The sequence below is a fragment of the Microbacterium sp. MYb62 genome (assembly GCF_002979475.1).
Lineage (GTDB): Bacteria > Actinomycetota > Actinomycetes > Actinomycetales > Microbacteriaceae > Microbacterium.
This window is the reverse complement of the sequence record NZ_PCOY01000002.1, coordinates 451090-470294: the sequence shown is the minus strand read 5'-3', so window position 1 is coordinate 470294 and position 19205 is coordinate 451090. Positions and strand designations below refer to the sequence as shown.

The window sequence follows — 19205 nt, the reverse complement described above, 5'->3', positions numbered from 1 at the left end:
GCTCTCCTCTCCTCTGCCTCCTCGGAGATCCCGAGGGGCGCATCGATGAAGGCCGGGGCCGACATCATCGTCTTGTCCTGCAATCGTGTCACAGTTGGCTTAGCCACAATAGTAAGTGGCTAAGCCAACTGGAGTCAAGCGCCGCGTGTGCGGATCAGGACTCCTGGAGCACGCGCATCGCCCGCTGCCGCGCGCGATGGTTCATCTCGGCGAGCTCCTCCGGGTCGATCCCAAGGAGCTTCCCGTCGCGCTTGCGCACGACGCCGCCGACGATCACCGTCTCGACCTCCTGCGCCGGCGGTGCCCCCAGGAGCAGGTGGGCGGTGGGGTCGTCGAGCGCCGGATCCGGATCGGCCGGGCGGATCACGACGACGTCGGCGAGCTGGCCGACCCGCAGCTCGCCCAGTTGCCCCTTCCGGCCGATGGCCTGGGCGCCGCCGACCGTGCAGGCCCGCAGGACGTCGTCGTAGTCGACCGTCGCCGGATCGAGCTCCGGGTCCACCGGCATCCGCAGCCCGCGGTAGACGTCGTCCCCGTCCAGCGTCGTGAGCGAGTTGAACACCGCCTTGAGGTCCGTCCGCAGGTTCAGCGGCGTGAACACGGGTGAGTCGACGCCGAAGGCCAGCTGCACCCCCTGTCGGAACGCCTTCCGGGTGGGCATCATCGACTTGCCGGAGAGCGACTCCGACTGCGAGGTCACGCTCATCACCACGCCGGCCTCCGCCATCCAGTCGAGCTCGCGCTCGCTGATGGGGTTGGAGTGCACGACGACCAGATCGTCGCCGAGCAACCCCTGCCGGTGCAGGGCGGCCACCTCGCCGTAGTCGTTCTGGTGGATCGTGATCATCATCCCGCGCTCCCGGGCGAACGCGAACTCCTCCGTGACGCGCTCCATCCGCTCCATGGCCGGGTTCAGCGACGCGAGCACGATGTCGAGCGTCGAGGACTCCACGACGCGAGCGTCGGCACGGAGCCGGTCGATGTCCGCCAGTCGGCCGGCACGCGCCTTCTCCCGGTCGGCTTCCGGCCGATCGGCGCTCATCGTCATCGAGTAGCCGAGGCCGATGCGCATCCCGGCGCGGCGGTGCGCATCGATCGAGGCATCCAGGTGCTCCGGGGTCTGGTTCGCGCCGTGCATGTAGTCCAGGGCGCTCGTGACTCCGAGATCGAGCATCGCGTACGCGGCACCGAGCGTGGCGTCATAGGTGTCCTGCGGCGCATAGCTCGGCCGCATGCGGTAGAGCTTGTCGATGTATTCGGCACCCCACTTGCGATAGAGCACCCCGCGCCAGGGGTACTGCCAGAAGTGCAGGTGCGAATCACTCAGGCCCGGCGACACGATCGCCCCGGCGGCGTCGATCACCTCGGCGCCTCGGGCGTCGAGGTCGGGTCCGATCTCGGTGATGATCCCGTCCTCGATGCGCACGTCGGCGCCGCGGTGCACGGTGCGCTCCGCATCGAAGGCGGCGACGTGTCCGCCGCGGATCAGGAGGGAGTTCTGCTCGGTCATCGTCGTGCTCCTTCTCACTCGGCCAGGTATCCGGCGAACGCCGGGGCCGGGGCACCGGTGAAGCGGAACTCGAGCCCGCCGATCGTGTCGCTGTAGGCGTTGATGTGCTGCGGGCGCAGCAGGAAGACCAGCGGCATGTCTTCGCGGAGGATCGCATCGATCTCCGCGTACAGGGCGGCGCGCTTGTCCTGGCCCACCTCGGACCCGGCCTCCGCGAGCAGCCGATCGACGTCGGCGCTGGCGTAGCGCCCGTAGTTGGAGGGATCGGTGCTCTGCACGAAACGGCTGATGGTCGGATCGGCCCCGCCCGTCCAGGTGCCGAGATAGATGTCGAAGTCTCCGTCCTGGATCATCGAGATGGATGCCGTCGACTCCTGCGGGTTGAGCTCGAGCTCGAAGCCGGCTTCCGCCACCATCTGCTGCACGGTCTCCGCCATGCGGCGGTACTCCGGGGAGTTCGAGAACACCAGGCTGGCCTTGATCGGCAGATCGACACCCGACTCCTTGAGGAGCTTCTTCGCCTCGTCCAGGTCGGCCGGGGCGCACTCGAGGGTCGACGCGGTCGCCAGCGCCTGCTGCGGGGCCATGAACCCGCAAGTCGGCGTGTACATCCCGTTGTAGACGATCGTGTTCAGCGCGTCGCGGTCGATCGCGAGCTCGAACGCCTGGCGGACCTTCGGGTCCTTCACCCACGGCTTGTCGAGCTCCCCCGCGGGCTGGGAGGCGCCGGCCGTGTTGCCGAGGTTGAACATGAAGTAGTCGTGCCCGGTGCTCTGCTGCGTGTGCACCTCGACGCCGGGGGTCGTCTCCAGGGTCGCGGCGTCGATCGTCGACACACGGTAGATGACCTGGAGGTCTCCCGAGCGCAGGTTGGTGGTGCGGACGCTGGAGTCGGGGAGCACCTTGTAGACGATGCTGTCGAGGTGCACCTCGTCGGCGCGATAGTAGTTCGGGTCCTTGACGAGGGTCACGTTGTCCTGCGCGACGCGGCTGTCGAAGGCGAACGCTCCGACGCAGACCGGATGCTGCGAGAACGCGTCGTCCCCGGCGGCGAGCGCGGTCGGGGAGAGCGGGATGCCCGTGCGGTCGGCGAACGTGTCGTAGAAGGCGCCCTCGGGCATCGGCGAGTCGAAGGTCAGGGTGACGGTCGTGGCGTCGACGGCTTCGACCGCCGTGAGGTTGGTGAGGTCGATCGCACGCTGCGAACCGGGAGCGGTCTGATAGCGCTCGAGCGTCGCGGCCACCGCCGCGGCGTCCATCGGGGTTCCGTCGGCGAACGTCACGCCCTCGCGCAGCGTGACCGTGGCGACCGTGCCGTCCTCGTTGAAGGAGACGGGCTCCGCGGCGAGCTGCGGGAAAGCCGCGCCGTCCTCGTCGTACTGGAAGAGCCGGTCGCACATGGACTGGTAGATGATCGAGCTGGTCAACGTCACCGCGAAGGTCGGATCCAGGTTTCCCGGGTCCCCGGAGACGCCGAAGTCGAGGGTTCCTCCGTCGGTGAGCTCCGCATCGGCCGACGGAGCCGGCTTCGCGGCGGCGTCCGCGGCGGTGCAGCCGCTGAGGGCCAGGAGTGCGACGATGGCACTGCCCCCGATCGCGAACGCCCGTCGACTTCTCCGGCTGTGACTGTGGTGGAACATCTGTGTTCTCGCTTTCCGGGTGACACCCGAGGCAACAATTGGCTTAGCCATTAATGTACACACTCTTCTGCGTACGCAGAAGAATGACCGGAGGGGTGGCTGGAGCACGCGCACCCCTCCGGAGCTTTCACTCGCCCGTGTCGACGTATCCGGCGAAGGCGGGCACCGCGGTGCCGGTGCCGCGGAACTGCATCCCGGAGAGGTCGGCGCTGGAGGCGCTGATGTGCCCGGGGCGGATGAGGAACACCATCGGCAGATCCTCGCGCAGGATCTCGTCGATCTGCTCATAGATCGCCGTCCGCTCGTCGGTGTCCATCGTCGTCTCGGCCTCATCGAGAAGGCTGTCGACCTCCGGATCGTCGTAGCGACTCCAGTTGGACGGATCGTCGCTGCGGACGAAGCGGGAGATGGTCGGGTCGATGAATCCGGTCCACGTGCCCAGATAGAGATCGAAGTCTCCGCCCTGCACGCTCTCGATCGACGCCGTCGACTCCTGCGGGTTCAGCTCGATGCGGAAGCCGACCTCGTTCGCCATCTGCTGGATGAGCTCGGCCATGCGGCGGAAGTCGGGAGAGTTGCTGAACGTGATCGTCCCCTCGACGGGAAGGTCCACCCCAGCGCCCTCCAGAAGCTTCTCGGCCGCCTCCGGGTCGTATTCCGAGCAGGCGAGGAGCTCGTCGCTGGCGAGCGGCGACTGCGGAGCGATGAAGCCGCAGGCGGGCTCGAACGCATCGCTGTAGACGACCTTGTCGAGCGCCTCGCGGTCGATCGCCATCTCGAAGGCGTGCCGGACGTCCGGGTTCTGCGCCCAGGGCGAGTCGATCTCTCCCGCGGGCTGCGCGGCACCGGCCACGTTGCCCATGTTGAAGGCGATGTAGTCGTGACCCTGGCTCGGATATTCCGTGACCACCAGCGACGAATCCGACTTCAGAGTGGCGAGGTCGATCGGCGAAGCCCGCATGATCACCTGCAGGTCTCCGGACTTCAGGTTGGTCAGCCGCACGCTCGAGTCGGGCAGGATCCGATAGATCAGCTTGTCGAGGTGCACCTCGTCCGCGCGGAAGTACTGGTCGTCCTTGACCAGGGTGACGTTGTCCTGCGCCACGCGGCTCTCGAACTTGAACGGCCCGACGCAGACGGGAGACTCCGCGAAGGCCGCATCCCCGAGGGTCTGCACCGCGGTGGGCGACGTCTGGATGCCGGCACGCCCCGCGAGCTTCTCGTAGAAGACGCCCTCGGGGGTGGGCCCGGTGAAGTGCAGACGCACGGTGAGGTCGTCGACGACCTCGACCTCGGAGATGAATCGGAGATCGGCGGCGCGCTGCGACCCCGGCAGCGTCTGGAAGCGCTCGATCGAGAACTTCACGGCGTCGGCGTCCAGCGGAGTGCCGTCGGCGAACAGCACGTCCTCGCGCAGGGTCACGGTCGCGCTGCCGCCGTCGTCGGCGAACTCGGCGAAGTCGGCGGCGAGCTGCGGGAAGACGGTCGACGTGTCGTCGGCGTTGAACAGCTTGTCGCACATCGACTCGTAGATCATCGAGCTGGTCAGGGTCAGCGCGAGGGCGGGGTCGAGGTTTCCGGGGTCGGCGTGGACCCCGACGGCGACCGTGCCGCCCTCCACGAACGACACCTGCTCCTGGGGAGCGGGCGAGTTCTGGCTCTGCTCGCCTCCTGGCGCGCATCCGGCCAGCAGGACGATCGCGGCAGCGGCCGCGAGAGGCGGCATCCATCGTCTGCGCGACGTAGAATCACTCTTCATCGGGTACTCCTCAACTTCATTGTTGGGTGGGTGTGGTCCGGGCCGAGCGTCGGGGGATTTCCCGCTCGGACTGGACTAGCCAATATCATAAGCACTCGATACGTCACGTCAATGGCCAAGCCACTATCCGTTACCAGTTCGTCGTCATTCCGGTGCAGGTGCGGATGCTGCGGAACTTCTGCACACGAGGAGGCCTAGCCACCTCTCGCCTTGTCGGGGCGCGGGAAGCTCTGGTCGGGCGTCGGACGCCGTGCGGAATCGCGTCAGCCGCGGACCAGCTCCCCCACCGGAATCGCCTCGGTGAAGTCGTTGCCCGGCGGCGCCAACGGGCAGGCCCAGGCCGGGTCATAGGCGCACGAGGGGTTGTAGGCGAAGTTGAAGTCGAGCACGATCGTCCCGCGTTCCGCATCCGATCCGAGGTCGGCGCCCTTGATCGTGTCGATCAGGTAGCGTCCGCCACCGTACGTCCCGCCGGGGCGACCGGCCAGGGCATCGCGCACCGGGACGAAGAGCCCTCCCCCGTACGACGTCAGGCGCCAGACGTCGAGGGATCCGAGCGCCGGGATCTCGACCCTGCCGACGCGGTCGAAGGCCACGACGCCATCCGTCCCGGTCGCGAACTCGAATCCGCCGGGCTCGGCTGACAGGATCGGCAGGTCGAAGCGCCAGTCCGGGTCGTACGAGGCGATCGACAACCCCTCGAACAGCGGTCGGTCCTGTGGCAGCAGCGGGGTCGCGGGATGCCGCAGCATCAGGTCGTCCCGCTCGATCCGCCAGAGCTCGTGCGCCTCTTCGGGAGAGTCGGCGATCCGCACCGCGTCGTAGAGAGCGAACACACGGCGCCGCCAATCAGCGACCTCGACAGCGGCACGTGCGGCAGGATTCGTCATGCGCCCAGGCTACGGGTGGGGCCGGGGGCCTCGGCGATCATCTCCGCGTAGCCCGCCTGATACGTCGGGTATTCGAGGCTGCCCAGCAGAGACCGCAGCAACGCGCCGTCGTGCACGAGCCCACCGGGAAGGGCCGAAGGATCGTCGGGCGGGACCTCCACACCCAGCGCCCGCGCCAGGAAGACCACGACCTCGCCGAGCGGCGCGGGGGCGGCGTCCACGGCATGCACGAGGCGAGGAGGCTCTGCCATACCCAACAGCGCATCGAGCGTCCTGACCAGATCCGTCTCATGGATCCGGTTCGTCTGGCGCCGGTGGTTCACCGGTGCACCCTCGCGCACCTTCCGCAGGAGGAACTCGCGGCCGGGTCCGTAGATCCCCGCCGGCCGCACGACGACGGCGTCGAACAGTTCGATCGCCGCCTTCTCGCCGTCGTACAGCCCTGCAGAGCGCGGGGTCGTCGGGACGGGTTCGTCGGACTCTGTGACCGGATGCGCGATGCGGGCCCCCTCGAACACCCCCGTGGACGACACGAACACGACACGCGAGGGCACGGCGGGAAGAGCCTCCGCGAGGTGCGTCAGCGCCGCGCGGGAGGCGGTCACGGTATCGCCGGGCGGAAGAGTGACGAGCATCGCATCGACCGCGGGCAGCGGTGCCGCGAGCGGTCTCGACAGATCGGCCCGGATCCCGACGACGCCCGCGGGCAGGGTGCCATCGCTGCGCCGGAGTGCGACGATCTCGTCCCCCCGTTCGAGAAGTCGCGGTGCGAGCCTCGCGGCGAGCTTCCCGTATCCGACGAAGAGGATGCGGCGGGGCGATCTCGTGTCGTTCATCCCCCTCAATCTCCCATATCGGGATGCTCAGGGGTGAGGCTCCTCGGCTCAGCCCGCGGCGAGCGCCGGCAGGGCGACGCCGTGCAGCGCCTCGACCACGGGTGCCAGTTCCGGCTGCGCCGCCGCGTCTTCGAGCACCTGCTCGAGGGTGTCGTCGTGGATCGGGTGGGCGCGCTCGTAGAGCTCACGGCCTGCGGGGGTGAGCTCGGTGTAGATGCCACGGCGGTCGTCGACGCAGAGGATGCGGGTGAGGAGCCCGCGGTCTTCGAGGCGGTTCACGAGCCGGGTCGTGGCGCTGGGGCTCAGGGCCGCGGCGCGGGCGAGCTGCTGCATGCGCATGTGCCACCCGTCCTGTCGGGCGAGCGCGTCGAGCACGGTGTACTCGACCACGGACAGCTCGACGGCCTCGGCAAGGCTGCGTTCGAGCGCGGTCTCGATCAGGCCATGCAGGGCGGCGAGGGTCCGCCACCCCTGGGCGCGCACCTCGACCGCGTCGTCACCGATACCCATGGCCATCCTCCGAAATAGTTGCTTGCGCTGGATACTTGCGTGTGCAATCATTATGCTTCGACGCGCAATATGCGGCGTCTGCAAGTATCCCCACCAATGTACCAGGAGAATCGTCATGCCTCTAGGACTGATCGCCCTCGCCATCGGGGCGTTCGGCATCGGACTCACCGAGTTCGTCATCATGGGCCTGCTGCCCGAGGTCGCCCACGACTTCGGTGTCACCGAGTCCGCCGCCGGCTGGCTCATCTCCGGCTACGCGCTGGCCGTCGTCGTCGGCGCGCTCGTGCTCACCGCCGCGGCCACCCGGCTGCCCAAGAAGCCCGTGCTGCTCGGCCTCATCGTGCTGTTCATCATCGGCAACGTGCTCACCGCCCTCGCCGACGACTACGGCACGGCGATGCTCGGCCGCATCATCGCCGCGCTCTGCCACGGCGCGTTCTTCGGTATCGGATCGGTCGTCGCCGCCGGCCTCGTCGCCCCCGAGAAGAAGGCCGGCGCCATCGCGATCATGTTCACCGGCCTCACCGCCGCGAACGTCTTCGGCGTGCCGTTCGGCACCTTCCTCGGCCAGGAGCTGGGCTGGCGCTCGACCTTCTGGGCGATCTCCGGCATCGGCGTGCTGGCCTTCATCGGCATCGCCGCGCTCGTGCCGCGTCTCCCCCGCCCGACCGCGCAGGTCAGCCTCCGCAGCGAGCTCGCCGCCTTCCGCTCCGGTCAGGTGTGGTTCTCGCTCGTCGTCACGATCCTCGCGTTCGGCGGGATGTTCGGGGCCTTCACCTACATCGCCTACACGCTCACCGAGGTGAGCGGCTTCGCGAGCTCAGCCGTGCCGTGGCTGCTCGTGCTGTTCGGCGCCGGACTCGTGCTCGGCAACTGGCTGGGCGGACGCCTCGCCGACCGCGCGATCGACCGCACCCTGGTCGTCTTCATCGCCGCACTGGTGGTCGTCCTGGCCCTGTTCTCGGTATCGGCGCAGTCCGGAATCGCCACGATCGTCGCCCTGTTCCTGATGGGCGGCTTCGGATTCGGCACGGTGCCAGGGCTGCAGAGCCGCGTCATGCGCTACGCGGGCGGAGCTCCCACCCTGGCCTCAGGCGCCAACATCGGCGCCTTCAACATCGGCAACGCGCTCGGCGCCTGGGCCGGCGGAATCGGCATCTCGGCCGGGCTCGGCTACACCGCCCCGATCTGGATGGGGGCGATCCTCACCGGCATCGCGCTCGTCGTGATGGTCGTCGCGGCCGCGCGTGCCCGGGGCGTCCACACCGTGGCCGCGGAGGAAGCGCCCACCGCGTCCGTCGGCGTCGGCTGACGTCCGCCGCGCTCTCCCGCTCCTAGGCTGACCCCATGACACCGGAACCGGCGGACACCGCATCGAGACGCGTCGTGTTCCGCCGGTTCGGCGGGCCCGAGGTGCTCGAGATCGAGCGTCGCGCCATCCCCCTTCCCGCGCCCGGCGAGGTGCTCGTGCGCGTCGCCGCAGCCGGGGTGAACCCCGTGGACTGGAAGCTCTTCAGCGGTCAGCCGATGCACGACCCTTACGAGCGGAGCCTGCCATCGGGCAACGGCTACGACTTCTCCGGCACGATCGAAGGCCTCGGTGACAGCGTCGACGGATGGCGGATCGGCGAGGCCGTGTTCGGCGGGCTGCGCTATCACGCGCAGGCGGATCACCTCGTGATCGATCCTGCCCGGCTCGTCCGCGTTCCCGTCGGCCTCTCGCTCCCGGAAGCCGGCGCTCTCAACGTCACCGGCCGCACGGCGGTCGCGAGCGTGGCGTCGCAGCGCATCATCCCTGGCGACGTGGTGCTGGTCAGCGGCGCCGCCGGCGGCGTCGGCATCCTCACCGCCCAGCTCTGCGCGCGGCAGGGCGCACGCGTCCTCGGGACCGCCGGTCCGGGCAACCACGCACTGCTGCGTCGACTCGGGATCGAGCCCCTGTCCTACGGCGACGGTCTCGCCGACGCGCTCCGCATCGCCGCACCGGACGGGATCACGACCGTGCTCGACACCGTCGGCCACGGCACGGTCGACCTGGCCCTCGCGCTCGGCGTTCCGGCGGACCGGATCAACTCGATCGCCGACTACGACGCCCGAGCACGGCATCCGATCCGTGGCGTCGGCGGGGCTTCCGCCGGGGCGTGCGAACTCCGCGGGATCGCTCAGCTGATCGCCGACGGCGCCGTGGAACTGCCGATCGACTCCGTGCATCCGCTGGAGGACGTGCGCGAGGCGTACACGCGGTCGATGTCCGGCCATGCGACCGGGAAGATCGTGCTCTCGACGACTCCCGCGGGTCCGATCAGCTGACGGTCGCGGCGACGAAGGTGGGAGTCATCACGATCACCCGCACCGCGCCGCACCGCACCTGTCTCCGCCGCGGGCCAGCCGGTCACACCTCGCGGGTCAGCAGACGCCCGAGCTCGCCGGTGGCGGCGAGGAGGGCGTCGACGAGCGAGGGGTGCACGACCAGCTCCGACAGCGAGGAGAGCGCGATCGCCCCGAGCGGCTCCTTGCCCATCCACACCGGTGCGGCCAGCGCCGAGACGTTCGTGTCGTACTCGCCGCGAGAATGGCAGTACCCCCGGGCACGGATGTCGAGGAAGTCCTCCTCGAGCTGCTTCGGATCCGTCTTGGTCTCCGCCGTGAAGCGCGCCATCGGTCGCTCGCCGATGAAGCGCGCCCTCAGGTCGTGCGGCAGCTGCGCGTAGTAGGCCTTGGAGATGGCACCCGCATGGGCGGGGAACAGCTCGCTGGCCATCGGATAGTCGCGCAGCGGGCCTTCGGCGCCGTCGATCGACAGCACGACGCGCATGTGGGCGTGATCGGGTACGGCGAAGGTCGTGTTGAGGCCGGTGTCGTGCGCCAACCTCTCCAGCACGGGCCGGGCGAGGCTGCCGAGGGAGGCTGCGCTCCGCCAGGCGCGTGACAGGTGCAGCACCGAGGCGCCGAGACGGTAGGTGCGGGTCTCGTCGTCGCGGCGGAGGAAGTGCTGCTCGGCGAGCGTGGCGATGGTCCGCTGCGCCGTCGAGGTCGAGCACCCCAACAGTGCCGCCAGCTCGGTGACGCTCAGCGAGTGGCGCGCGCCGTCGAACAGACGGAGGGTCTCGAGGGCACGGGTCACGCTGCCCAGCTGATCAGCCATGCCCTCATCATCCCGCATAGCGGGATGAGTATTGTCCCCACGTCTCCGCCCCCGGAATCTTGCTTCAGCAGTACCCCGACGAAGTGGAAAGAGACCATGCTTCCCGACGACCTGGCAGATGCCGCCGTGCCCCCCTCCGCGTATTTCGACACCGCTGCCGCCGCACCCCCCGTTCCCGAAGCCGTGGACGCGGCGGTCGCGTACCTCCGGCGCACGGCCGTCGAGGGGCCGTATCTGCCCAGCCTGCGCCGCGAGGTGTACGAACGCATCGAGCAGGTGCGCGCCGCGGTCGCCGGTTTCCTGCACGCGCAGCCCGAGGAGATCGCCTTCACCCGCAACGGCACCGAATCGATCAGCCTGGTCGCCCGCGGCATCCGGTGGCAGCCCGGAGACGAGGTGATCGTCCCGGATACGGAGATGCTCAGCAACGTCGCGATCTGGCGGATGCTGGAAGCCGAGGTCGGGATCCGCGTGGTCCCGTTCGCGGCAGGGGCCGATGGGATGCTCGACCCGGAGCGTCTGGGCGCAGCGATCACGCCCCGCACGCGCCTGATCACCTTCGTCGCCCTCTCGAACGTGACCGGGGCGACGCAGCCCGTCGCCGAGATCTGCCGGATCGCCGCCGCGGCCGGTGTGCTCACCCACGTCAACGCGGCACAGGCGATCGGCATGCTCCCGCTCGGCTTCTCCTCATGGCAGGCGGACTTCGTCTCCGCGTGCAGCCGGAAGGGACTTCGCGGCATCGAGGGCTCCGGCATCCTGGCCGTGCGCCGCCACCTCGTCCCTGACCTGGTCCCCGCGCTGGCGGGATGGTGGAACGCCACACAGGAGGACGGCTCGATCCGTCTCCCCGACACGGCCAGGCGCTTCGAGGCGGGATCGCCGAACGTTCCCGCGATCCTCGCGCTGGGCGCGGCCGTCGAGGTCGCCGAGCGCCTCGGGATCGACACCATCCACGCGCGCGTCGTCGAGCTGACCGGAGCCGCCGTCCGCGGCATCCGCAGCATCCCCGGGGCGGAGGTCTACGGACCTTCGGACGAGAACCGGCTCAGCATCATCCCGTTCAACGTCGCAGGGGTGGATCCGCGCGAGCTCACCGACCATCTCGAGAGCCGCGGCATCATCATCGAGGCCGGCCACTTCATGGCCACTCCGATCCTGACCTCCTACGGCATCTCGTCGATGGCCAGGGCGTCCGTGCACTACTTCAACACCATCGACGAGATCGACCGTCTCGTCGCAGAGATCACGGCGTTCGCCGGAAAGGAATCAGCATGATCCGCGCCCTCCTGATGAGCAGTTCGCGCAAGGACGACCTCGGATATCTCGAGCACGCCGCAGACCAGCTCGCCCTCGTGCTCGGCGCGCAGGAGGGACGGCCGACGCCGACGCGGGCCGTGCTGATCCCCTACGCCGCCGTGTCGACGTCCTTCGATGCGTACGAGTCGCTCGCCGCACCGGCGTTCGCCGCCCACGGGGTCGAACTCACCTCCATCCACCGGCTGGACGACCCGATCGAGGCCGTGCGCGAGGCGCAGGTCATCGCCGTGGCGGGAGGCAACACGTTCGCGCTGCTGCACCGGCTCGCCGCCGCGGGGCTGCTCGACGAGATCCGCCGGCGCGTCACGTCCGGCGACGCCGCGTACGTGGGATGGAGCGCGGGGACGAACGTCGCCACCCCGTCGATCCGCACCACCAACGACATGCCGATCGTCGAACCGCCCTCGTTCGCGGCGCTGGGCCTCGTCCCCTTCCAGATGAACCCGCACTTCATCCCCGGCAAGCCCGCAGGCCACAACGGCGAGAGCAGGGAGGAGCGGCTGGGCGAGTTCCTCGCGCTGAACCCCGCCGAGGAGGTGCTCGCGCTCCGCGAGGGCTGCGCGCTGTGGGTCACGGGCGATCACGCCCGCATCCTCGGCGATCGTGAGGGACTCGTGTTCCGCCACGGCGCCGAGGCGCGTGCCCTCCCGGTCGACGAGTCGTTCCGTCTCGACGAGATCCGCGGGGCGGTGCGCTGATGGGTGCCCGAGAGATCCAGGAGGTCACCGAGCTCATGGACGACCCGCGGCTGGACGGCGAACGGATCGCCGCGCTGCTGCGGAGCGTCGGTGCCGCACGGGCGCAGATCGCGATCACCCCCGTCCCCTACGAAGCGCCGGAGGACACCAGCCGGATGTGCGACTTCGTGAGGGTGGTGCTCCCGGGCACGGAAGGGACCCTCGCAGGCGGGAGTGCGCCGACGCTCGGCATCGTCGGGCGTCTCGGAGCGCAGCAGGCGCAGCCGGACCGGATCGGCTCCGTCTCGGACGCCGACGGCTCCACGGTCGCGATCGCCGCCGCGCTCCGACTGCTGCGGCTGGCGGAAGCGGGCGTGCAGCTGCGCGGAGACGTCATCGTCACCACGCATATCGCCACGCATGTGAGCATCACCCCCCGCGAGCCGGTCGACTTCATGGGCATGCCCGTGTCATCGGCGACGCTCAACGAGTACGAGGTCGACACGGCGATGGACGCGATACTGTCGATCGATGCCTCCAAGGGCAATCGGCTGATCAACCATGCCGGTGTCGCCATCTCGGCCACCGCGATGCAGGGCTACCTGCTTCCGGTCGCCCCCGGGCTGCTGACGGTGCTCGAGTACGCGACGGGAGCCCCCGCACGCACGTTCCCGCTCGCACAGCAGGACATCACGCCGTACGACAACGGCTACCGCCACTTCAACTCCATCATGCAGCCGACCGTCGCCACGAGCGCTCCGGTCGTCGGCGTCGCACTCACGGCCGCGTCCGTCGTGCCCGGATCCTCCACGGGGGCCAGCTATGAGCCGGCGCTGCTGGAGGCGACCCGCTTCGTGGTCGAGACCGCGAAGCAGTTCACCGAGGGACGCCTGTCCTTCTACGATGCCGACGAGTACGAGAGCCTCGTCGCCCGGTACGGGAGCCTCGCCCGGTTCCAGAGCTGAACACCGCCCGCTGAGGGGCAACCGCGGGCGATGAAGCCCGCGTCGGCATTCTGCAGAAAGTCCGTCAATGACACACTCACCATCCACAGAGCAGGAATCCGTGGAGGCCCACCCTCGCGCGTTCCAACCGCTCACCCTCGTCGTCACGATCGTCCTGAGCGTCCTCGGCGCCGTGATCGGGGTCCACCTCATCACGACGCTGGGCATCTCGGCGAACACCAGCGTCATCGGCGCCGTGATCGCCATGCTCCTCGGGCGCATCGCGTTCTTCGGCTTCGCGAAGTTCCGCAGCAAGCACCGGCAGAACCTCATCCAATCGGCGATCTCGGCGGCCACGTTCGCCGCGGCCAACGGCATCCTCGCCCCCATCGCGATCCCCTGGGCCCTCGGCAGACCGGAGCTGGTGTGGCCGATGCTGCTGGGCGCCTCGCTGGGCGTGCTCATCGACGTGTTCATCCTCTACAAGGCGTTCGGCTCGAAGTTCCTGCCGGCGTCGGCGGCCTGGCCTCCCGGCGTCGCAGCGGCCGAGACCATCAAGGCCGGGTCGGAGGGCGGTCGGCGCGCACTCATCCTCGTGGGCGGAGGCGTGGTCGGCATCGTCGGCTCGCTGTTCGCCCTCCCGATGTCCGCGGCCGGGGTCGCGCTGATCGGCAACGTGTGGGCGCTGCTGATGTTCGCGGTCGGGCTGATCATCTCGCAGTACGCTCCCGCCCTGCTCGGCGTGAACCTGGGGGCGCTGTACATCCCCCACGGCGTGATGATCGGCGCCGGGGTCATCGCGCTGCTCCAGGTGGTGTGGATCATCGTGGGCGCACGCACCAGACGGCAGCGCGCCGAGGAGGTGCGTCAGACGGCGGCCATCCAGCTGGACGAGACGCTCGACTACACGATCTCGGGTCGCCGGCTCGGTCGCGCATTGGCCACCGGGTACGCGGCCTTCGTCGCCGGGGCGCTGCTGATCGCCCTCATCGGAGGCGCGGCGTCCGAGCTGTCGATCCCGGCGCTGATCGGGTTCGTGCTGTTCGCCGGCTTCGCCGCGATCGTCCACGAGCTGATCGTGGGGCTCGCGGCGATGCACGCGGGATGGTTCCCCGCCTTCGCGGTGACGCTGATCTTCCTGATCGTGGGCCTGTTCCTCCAGATGCCGGAGGTTCCGCTGCTCATCCTCGTCGCCTACTGCTCGGCGACGGGACCGGCATTCGCTGACATGGGCTACGACTACAAGGCCGGCTGGATCCTGCGCCGGGAGGCGCGCCCGTGGAAGGCGTACGAGCTCGCCGGTCGCCGCGAACAGTTGAAGGCATCGCTCGTCGCGATCGTCGTCGCGATCGGCGTCGTGGCCATCTCCTGGCAGGGGCTGTTCGAGGACGGCAAGATCCCGCCGTCCTCGACGGTGTTCGCCGACACGATCTCGGTCGGCATCTCCGATCCGCAGGTGGCTCTGACCATGGCGCTGTGGGCGATCCCCGGCGCGCTCATCCAGTTCCTCGGCGGATCCAAGCGCCAGATGGGCGTGCTGTTGGCGACGGGTCTGCTCGTGGCCACCGCGAACGCCGGCTGGCTGGTGCTGGCGGCGCTGGTGGTGCGCGTGGCGTGGGTGAAGCACCGCGGCGAGAAGGGCGAGCAGGAGATGGCGCTGGTCGGCGCCGGGATTATCGCCGCCGACTCGCTCATGAACGTCGGCAAGGCCATCAGGTTCTGACGTCGGCGCCGCCGAACGCAGAAGCGCCGCGCCCGAACAGGGCGCGGCGCTTCTGCCTTGCGGCGAGGATTACTCGGCGGCGGCGATCTTCTTCGCGTCGTCCGTGTTGAGCACGCGGAAAAGGATCGCGGCGATCACGGCGCCGACGACCGGGGCGACGATGTAGAGCCACAGCGAGCTCCAGTCGAAGTGCCCGCTGACCGAGAGACCGAGTGCGACGGCCGGGTTGAAGCCGCCGCCCGAGATCGAGCCGACGGTGGCCGCACCGACGAACACGGTGGCACCGATCGCGAGACCGTAGAAGGAGTTGCCCGCGGTGTCCTTCGAGGTGGCCGTGTTGAGCACGACCCACACCAGGATCAGCGTGAACAGCGCCTCGACGAGGAACGCCGGACCGACCTCGATGACCATGGCCTTCTCGCCGACCGGCCACACGGCCATGCTGACGAGCGCGGCCACCGCGCCACCGACGAACTGGGCGATGAGGTAGGCGATGAAGTCGGCGACGCTGAGGCCGCCGCGCAGGAACACGCCGACCGAGACGGCCGGGTTGAGGTGGGCACCCGAGATGTGACCCGTGGAGAACACGAGCACCATCAGGGTGAAGCCGATCGCGAGCGGAGTCAGCGGGCTGCCGCTGTTCACCGCCGCGATGATCGCGAGGACGAAGAGGAAGGTGGCGACCGCTTCTGCGAGCGCCTTACGTGCTGTACCGGTCATGAGAGAGCCCTTTTGTCTGGGGATTCGAGAGAGAGGAAGCCACCCGTTTGCCCGCGCACCCCGGCCGACGCACCCCTCGTGCGGCACCGACGCTATCGCTGCGCGTTCCGGAATATCGGGAGGCCGCGCGGAAATTCTGTGAATTCGCTGAATCAGGCGCGAGCGGCGATCGCGGCGACGGCCACGCCCGGCGGGAGCGCTCCGAACAGGCCGGGGACACCACCCAGGCGCGCGGCGATGAATCCCTCCGCCACTTCCGACGGAGCCGTCCGCAGCAACTGCGAGGCGGACAGCGTCAGGGCGAGCGCCTCGACGAGACGACGCGCCGATGCCTCCGGCGCTGGATCCTCCGCGAGTCCCCGGACCAGCGCCCTGGTTTCCTGGAGATGCCGGTCGAAGCGCGGATCCGCTCCCCGCACGGTCGACACCTCGGCGTCGAACGCCTCCAGCGACTCCGGCTCACGGGCGATCGCGCGCAGCACATCCAACGCGATCACGTTGCCGGAGCCCTCCCAGATCGCCATCACCGGCTGCTCGCGGTACCGCATCTCCAGCGGCCAGTCGGTCGTGATGCCGTTGCCGCCGAGACACTCGAGCGCTTCCGCCGCGTGGGCCGGAGCACGCTTGCACACCCAGTACTTCATCACGGCGGTCGCCAGCCGGCGGAAGGCCGCGTCCTGCGCGGAGGCATCGACGTCGTAGGCGCGCGCCAGCCGCAGCGCGACGGCGGTGCCGGCCTCGACCTCGAGCTGCAGGTCGGCGATCACGGCGGTCATCGCCGGCTGATCGATCAGCGTGCGCCCGAACGCCGATCGGTGCCTCGCATGCCAGGCAGCCTCGGCGACGCCCTGCCGCATCCCGGCGAGGGAACCCAGCATCGAGTCGAGCCTGGTGCGGGTGACCATGTCGATGATGGTGCGCACCCCGCGCCCCTCCTCGCCCACGAGCGTCGCCTCCGCCTGCTCGTACTCCACCTCGCTCGACGCGTTCGACCGGTTGCCCAGCTTGTCCTTGAGCCGCTGGAACCGCAGGCCGTTGCGGGAGCCGTCGTCGAGCAGCCGCGGCATCAGGAAGCACGACAGCCCGCCCGGTGCCCGCGCCAGCACGAGGAAGGCATCCGACATCGGGGCGGAGCAGAACCACTTGTGCCCGGTGAGTGCGTATCGCCCGCCGCCGAGCGGCACCGCGGCGGTGGTGTTCGCCCGCACGTCCGATCCCCCCTGCTTCTCGGTCATCGCCATGCCGAACAGCGCACCGGGCTTGCCCGGGCGCAGCGCCGGGTCATAGGTGCGCGACAGCAGCCGCGGCATCCATTCCTGCGCCAGTTGCGGATGCTGCGCGACCACCGGGACCGCGGAGTGCGTCATCGACACGGGACAGGCATGGCCGGGCTCGACCTGCGCGTAGAGCATGAACGTGGCGGCCCTGACCACGCTCGCGCCGGGATGCGGATCGGCGAACGCGGCGGTATGCGCCCCGTCGGCGACGGCCGCACCGATCACGCGATGGTAGGCGGGGTCGTACTCGACCTCGTCCAGGCGGCGCCCCCAGCGGTCGTGCGTGTGCAGCACGGGCTCGTTGCGGTTCGCCCGCGCGGCGTCGTCCTGGAAGGCAGCCGACCCGACGCGGCGGCCGGTGGCGTGCAGCGCCGCGCTCGCCCCGTCGGCGCCCTGCTGCCGCACGGCCTCGACGAGCGCGATGTTCGCCCCGAACTCGTCGATGTCGACGCGCGGCGGGGCCTGGTTGAAGACGGTGTGGGTGCTCACGATGCTCCGGATCAAATCACGGATGCCGCTGCCGGGGCAATGGCCTGCGCCGGTCCGGATCGGCGCTGTCAACCCCGTGGCCGGTGCTCCCGCAGGCCCGTAGCGTGCAGGGATGACGACCGAGACCGCGCCGCGCGCCGACGATCCGACCCGGCTGCGGCGGGCCATCACCGGCCCTCTCCTCTTCGCCTTCATCCTCGGCGATGTGCTGGGTGCCGGCATCTACGCCCTCATGGGTGTGCTGTCCGCGAAGGTGGGAGGGATGCTGTGGGCGCCCCTGCTCCTGGCGCTGCTGCTCGCGCTGCTGACCGCAGGCTCGTATGCGGAACTCGTCACCAAGTACCCCCGCGCCGGAGGAGCGGCCGTATTCGCCGAGCGCGCTTTCCACAGCCCCCTGGTGTCGTTCCTGGTCGGCTTCAGCATGCTGGCGGCGGGCGTGACGAGCGCGGCCGGACTCGCCATCGCCTTCGCCGGCGACTACCTGGGGACGTTCTTCGACCTGCCGACCATCCCGGTCGCCATCGTCTTCCTCGCCGTGGTCGGCCTGCTGAACGCGCGCGGCATCCGCGAATCGATGGGCGCCAATCTCGTCATGACGGCGATCGAGCTCAGCGGCCTGGTCATCGTCGTCGTCGTGGTCGCGCTCTTCGTCGGGGGCGGGGGCGGAGACGTCTCCCGTGTCGTCGAGGCACCGGAGGAGGCGAACGTCGCCGTCGCGGTGCTCTCCGGAGCGGTGATCGCCTACTACTCGTTCGTCGGCTTCGAGACCTCCGCGAACATGATCGAAGAGGTGAAGGATCCTCGCCGCACGTATCCGCGGGCTCTCTTCGCCGCGTTGTTCACGGCCGGCGCCGTGTACGTCCTCGTGGGGCTCGCGAGCTCGATCGCCCTGCCCGCCTCCGAGCTGCAGGACTCGAGCGGCCCGCTGCTCGCGGTCGTGGAAGCCACCGGCGTCAGCATCCCCTCCTGGCTGTTCAGCCTGATCGCTCTCGTCGCGGTCGCGAACGGCGCCCTGCTGACGATGATCATGGTCAGCCGCCTCACCTACGGGATGGCCGAGCAGAACCTGCTGCCCGCGGTGCTCGGGCGCGTGCTCCCGAAGCGGAAGACACCGTGGGTGGCGATCCTCGTCACGACCCTCGTCGCCATGGGCCTGACTCTCGTCGGCGATCTGGCCACCCTCGCCGAGACGGTCGTCCTGCTGCTCCTGTTCGTCTTCCTCAGTGTGAACGTGTCCGTGCTCGTCCTGCGGCGAGACCACGTCGCGCACGACCATTTCCGCGTGTGGAGCTTCGTCCCCGTCCTCGGCGCCGCATCGTGCGTCCTGCTCCTCACCCAGCAGCGCCCGGCCGTCTGGCTCTTCGGTGCGATCCTGCTCGCCGTCGGCGGTGTGCTGTACGTGCTCGCACGATGGAGCAGGAAGCACGCGGAGAAGCGGAACGGCCACCACCCCGACGGCGACGCCGTCGACGATCAGAAGGAGACCCATGAGCACGCCTGAGAACACCCCGGACCACACACCCGACGACGGGATGACGAGCGCCGAGAAGCGTCACGACCAGCTCACCGCGGCGCCGGATGCCACGGAGGCCGATGCCGCGCCCCGCATCGAGGTCAGCGAGCACGACGGCAACACCCGCATCGACATCGCTCCGGAGGCACCGGTGCGTCCGGGACCCGGGCCCGGGATGCCCGAGGCCGACACCGAGGACGACACCACGGCCGACACCGCGGACGACAACGCGGACTGACGCGCTCGATCGAG

The 19205-nt window shown here is 69.5% G+C and carries 17 protein-coding genes; 8 read left to right on the top strand and 9 right to left on the bottom strand.

The window, feature by feature from the left end; all coding sequences use genetic code 11:
* Positions 1 to 154 precede the first annotated feature (154 nt).
* The 6 genes from CQ042_RS04765 to CQ042_RS04740 form a co-directional block, all read right to left on the bottom strand.
* Entirely contained in the window at positions 155 to 1510 is a 1356-nt protein-coding gene (locus tag CQ042_RS04765; protein WP_105669192.1) for an amidohydrolase family protein, read from the bottom strand.
* A 14-nt stretch (positions 1511 to 1524) separates the two neighbouring features.
* Positions 1525 to 3150, bottom strand: coding sequence for an ABC transporter substrate-binding protein (locus tag CQ042_RS04760; protein ID WP_181157439.1), 1626 nt, complete (start codon positions 3148 to 3150; stop codon positions 1525 to 1527).
* A 127-nt stretch (positions 3151 to 3277) separates the two neighbouring features.
* Positions 3278 to 4909: an ABC transporter substrate-binding protein gene (locus CQ042_RS04755; RefSeq protein ID WP_105669189.1), complete on the bottom strand. Its 1632-nt coding sequence runs from the start codon at positions 4907 to 4909 to the stop codon at positions 3278 to 3280.
* Between the two features lie 263 nt (positions 4910 to 5172).
* Positions 5173 to 5799: a DUF1684 domain-containing protein gene (locus CQ042_RS04750; protein ID WP_105669187.1), complete on the bottom strand. Its 627-nt coding sequence runs from the start codon at positions 5797 to 5799 to the stop codon at positions 5173 to 5175.
* Entirely contained in the window at positions 5796 to 6635 is an 840-nt protein-coding gene (locus tag CQ042_RS04745) for a sugar nucleotide-binding protein (protein ID WP_105669186.1), read from the bottom strand. The genes CQ042_RS04750 and CQ042_RS04745 overlap by 4 nt, the downstream gene beginning before the upstream one ends.
* Positions 6636 to 6683: 48 nt before the next feature.
* On the bottom strand, positions 6684 to 7145 hold the full coding sequence (locus CQ042_RS04740; protein WP_105669185.1) for a MarR family winged helix-turn-helix transcriptional regulator: 462 nt from the start codon (positions 7143 to 7145) through the stop codon (positions 6684 to 6686).
* A gap of 115 nt (positions 7146 to 7260) precedes the next feature.
* Here CQ042_RS04740 and CQ042_RS04735 point away from each other — a divergent pair, with 115 nt between their 5' ends.
* Both CQ042_RS04735 and CQ042_RS04730 read left to right on the top strand, forming a co-directional pair.
* Positions 7261 to 8457 carry an MFS transporter gene (locus CQ042_RS04735; RefSeq protein ID WP_105669184.1) on the top strand — a complete coding sequence of 399 codons (1197 nt, stop codon included), beginning with the start codon at positions 7261 to 7263 and terminating at the stop codon, positions 8455 to 8457.
* A 35-nt stretch (positions 8458 to 8492) separates the two neighbouring features.
* Positions 8493 to 9455, top strand: coding sequence for an NADP-dependent oxidoreductase (locus CQ042_RS04730; protein ID WP_105669183.1), 963 nt, complete (start codon positions 8493 to 8495; stop codon positions 9453 to 9455).
* Between the two features lie 82 nt (positions 9456 to 9537).
* Here CQ042_RS04730 and CQ042_RS04725 read toward each other — a convergent pair whose 3' ends face one another.
* Positions 9538 to 10290, bottom strand: coding sequence for an IclR family transcriptional regulator (locus CQ042_RS04725; RefSeq protein ID WP_181157438.1), 753 nt, complete (start codon positions 10288 to 10290; stop codon positions 9538 to 9540).
* 96 nt (positions 10291 to 10386) lie between these two features.
* Here CQ042_RS04725 and CQ042_RS04720 point away from each other — a divergent pair, with 96 nt between their 5' ends.
* The 4 genes from CQ042_RS04720 to CQ042_RS04705 all read left to right on the top strand — a co-directional run bounded on the left by CQ042_RS04720 (position 10387) and on the right by CQ042_RS04705 (position 14954).
* Positions 10387 to 11568: an aminotransferase class V-fold PLP-dependent enzyme gene (locus CQ042_RS04720; RefSeq protein ID WP_105669179.1), complete on the top strand. Its 1182-nt coding sequence runs from the start codon at positions 10387 to 10389 to the stop codon at positions 11566 to 11568.
* Positions 11565 to 12308 carry a dipeptidase PepE gene (gene pepE, locus CQ042_RS04715; RefSeq protein ID WP_105669177.1) on the top strand — a complete coding sequence of 248 codons (744 nt, stop codon included), beginning with the start codon at positions 11565 to 11567 and terminating at the stop codon, positions 12306 to 12308. Before CQ042_RS04720 ends, pepE begins: the two co-directional genes overlap by 4 nt.
* Positions 12308 to 13252, top strand: coding sequence for a DUF1177 domain-containing protein (locus tag CQ042_RS04710; RefSeq protein ID WP_105669175.1), 945 nt, complete (start codon positions 12308 to 12310; stop codon positions 13250 to 13252). Before pepE ends, CQ042_RS04710 begins: the two co-directional genes overlap by 1 nt.
* 67 nt (positions 13253 to 13319) lie before the next feature.
* On the top strand, positions 13320 to 14954 hold the full coding sequence (locus CQ042_RS04705) for an OPT/YSL family transporter (protein ID WP_105669173.1): 1635 nt from the start codon (positions 13320 to 13322) through the stop codon (positions 14952 to 14954).
* Between the two features lie 69 nt (positions 14955 to 15023).
* On the opposite strand, the gene CQ042_RS04700 is transcribed toward CQ042_RS04705, so the two are convergent.
* Entirely contained in the window at positions 15024 to 15674 is a 651-nt protein-coding gene (locus CQ042_RS04700) for an MIP/aquaporin family protein (protein ID WP_105669171.1), read from the bottom strand.
* A gap of 152 nt (positions 15675 to 15826) precedes the next feature.
* Positions 15827 to 17440 (bottom strand): acyl-CoA dehydrogenase family protein, encoded by a 1614-nt coding sequence (locus CQ042_RS04695; protein ID WP_219844806.1) that lies wholly within the window; start codon positions 17438 to 17440, stop codon positions 15827 to 15829.
* A gap of 112 nt (positions 17441 to 17552) precedes the next feature.
* Here CQ042_RS04695 and CQ042_RS04690 point away from each other — a divergent pair, with 112 nt between their 5' ends.
* Complete coding sequence (locus CQ042_RS04690; protein WP_105669169.1) at positions 17553 to 18941, top strand: APC family permease; 1389 nt, start codon at positions 17553 to 17555, stop codon at positions 18939 to 18941.
* The gene (locus CQ042_RS04685; RefSeq protein ID WP_105669167.1) at positions 18928 to 19191 is read left to right on the top strand and encodes a multidrug transporter; all 264 of its coding nucleotides are present in this window, start codon (positions 18928 to 18930) and stop codon (positions 19189 to 19191) included. The genes CQ042_RS04690 and CQ042_RS04685 overlap by 14 nt, the downstream gene beginning before the upstream one ends.
* Positions 19192 to 19205: the final 14 nt, after the last annotated feature.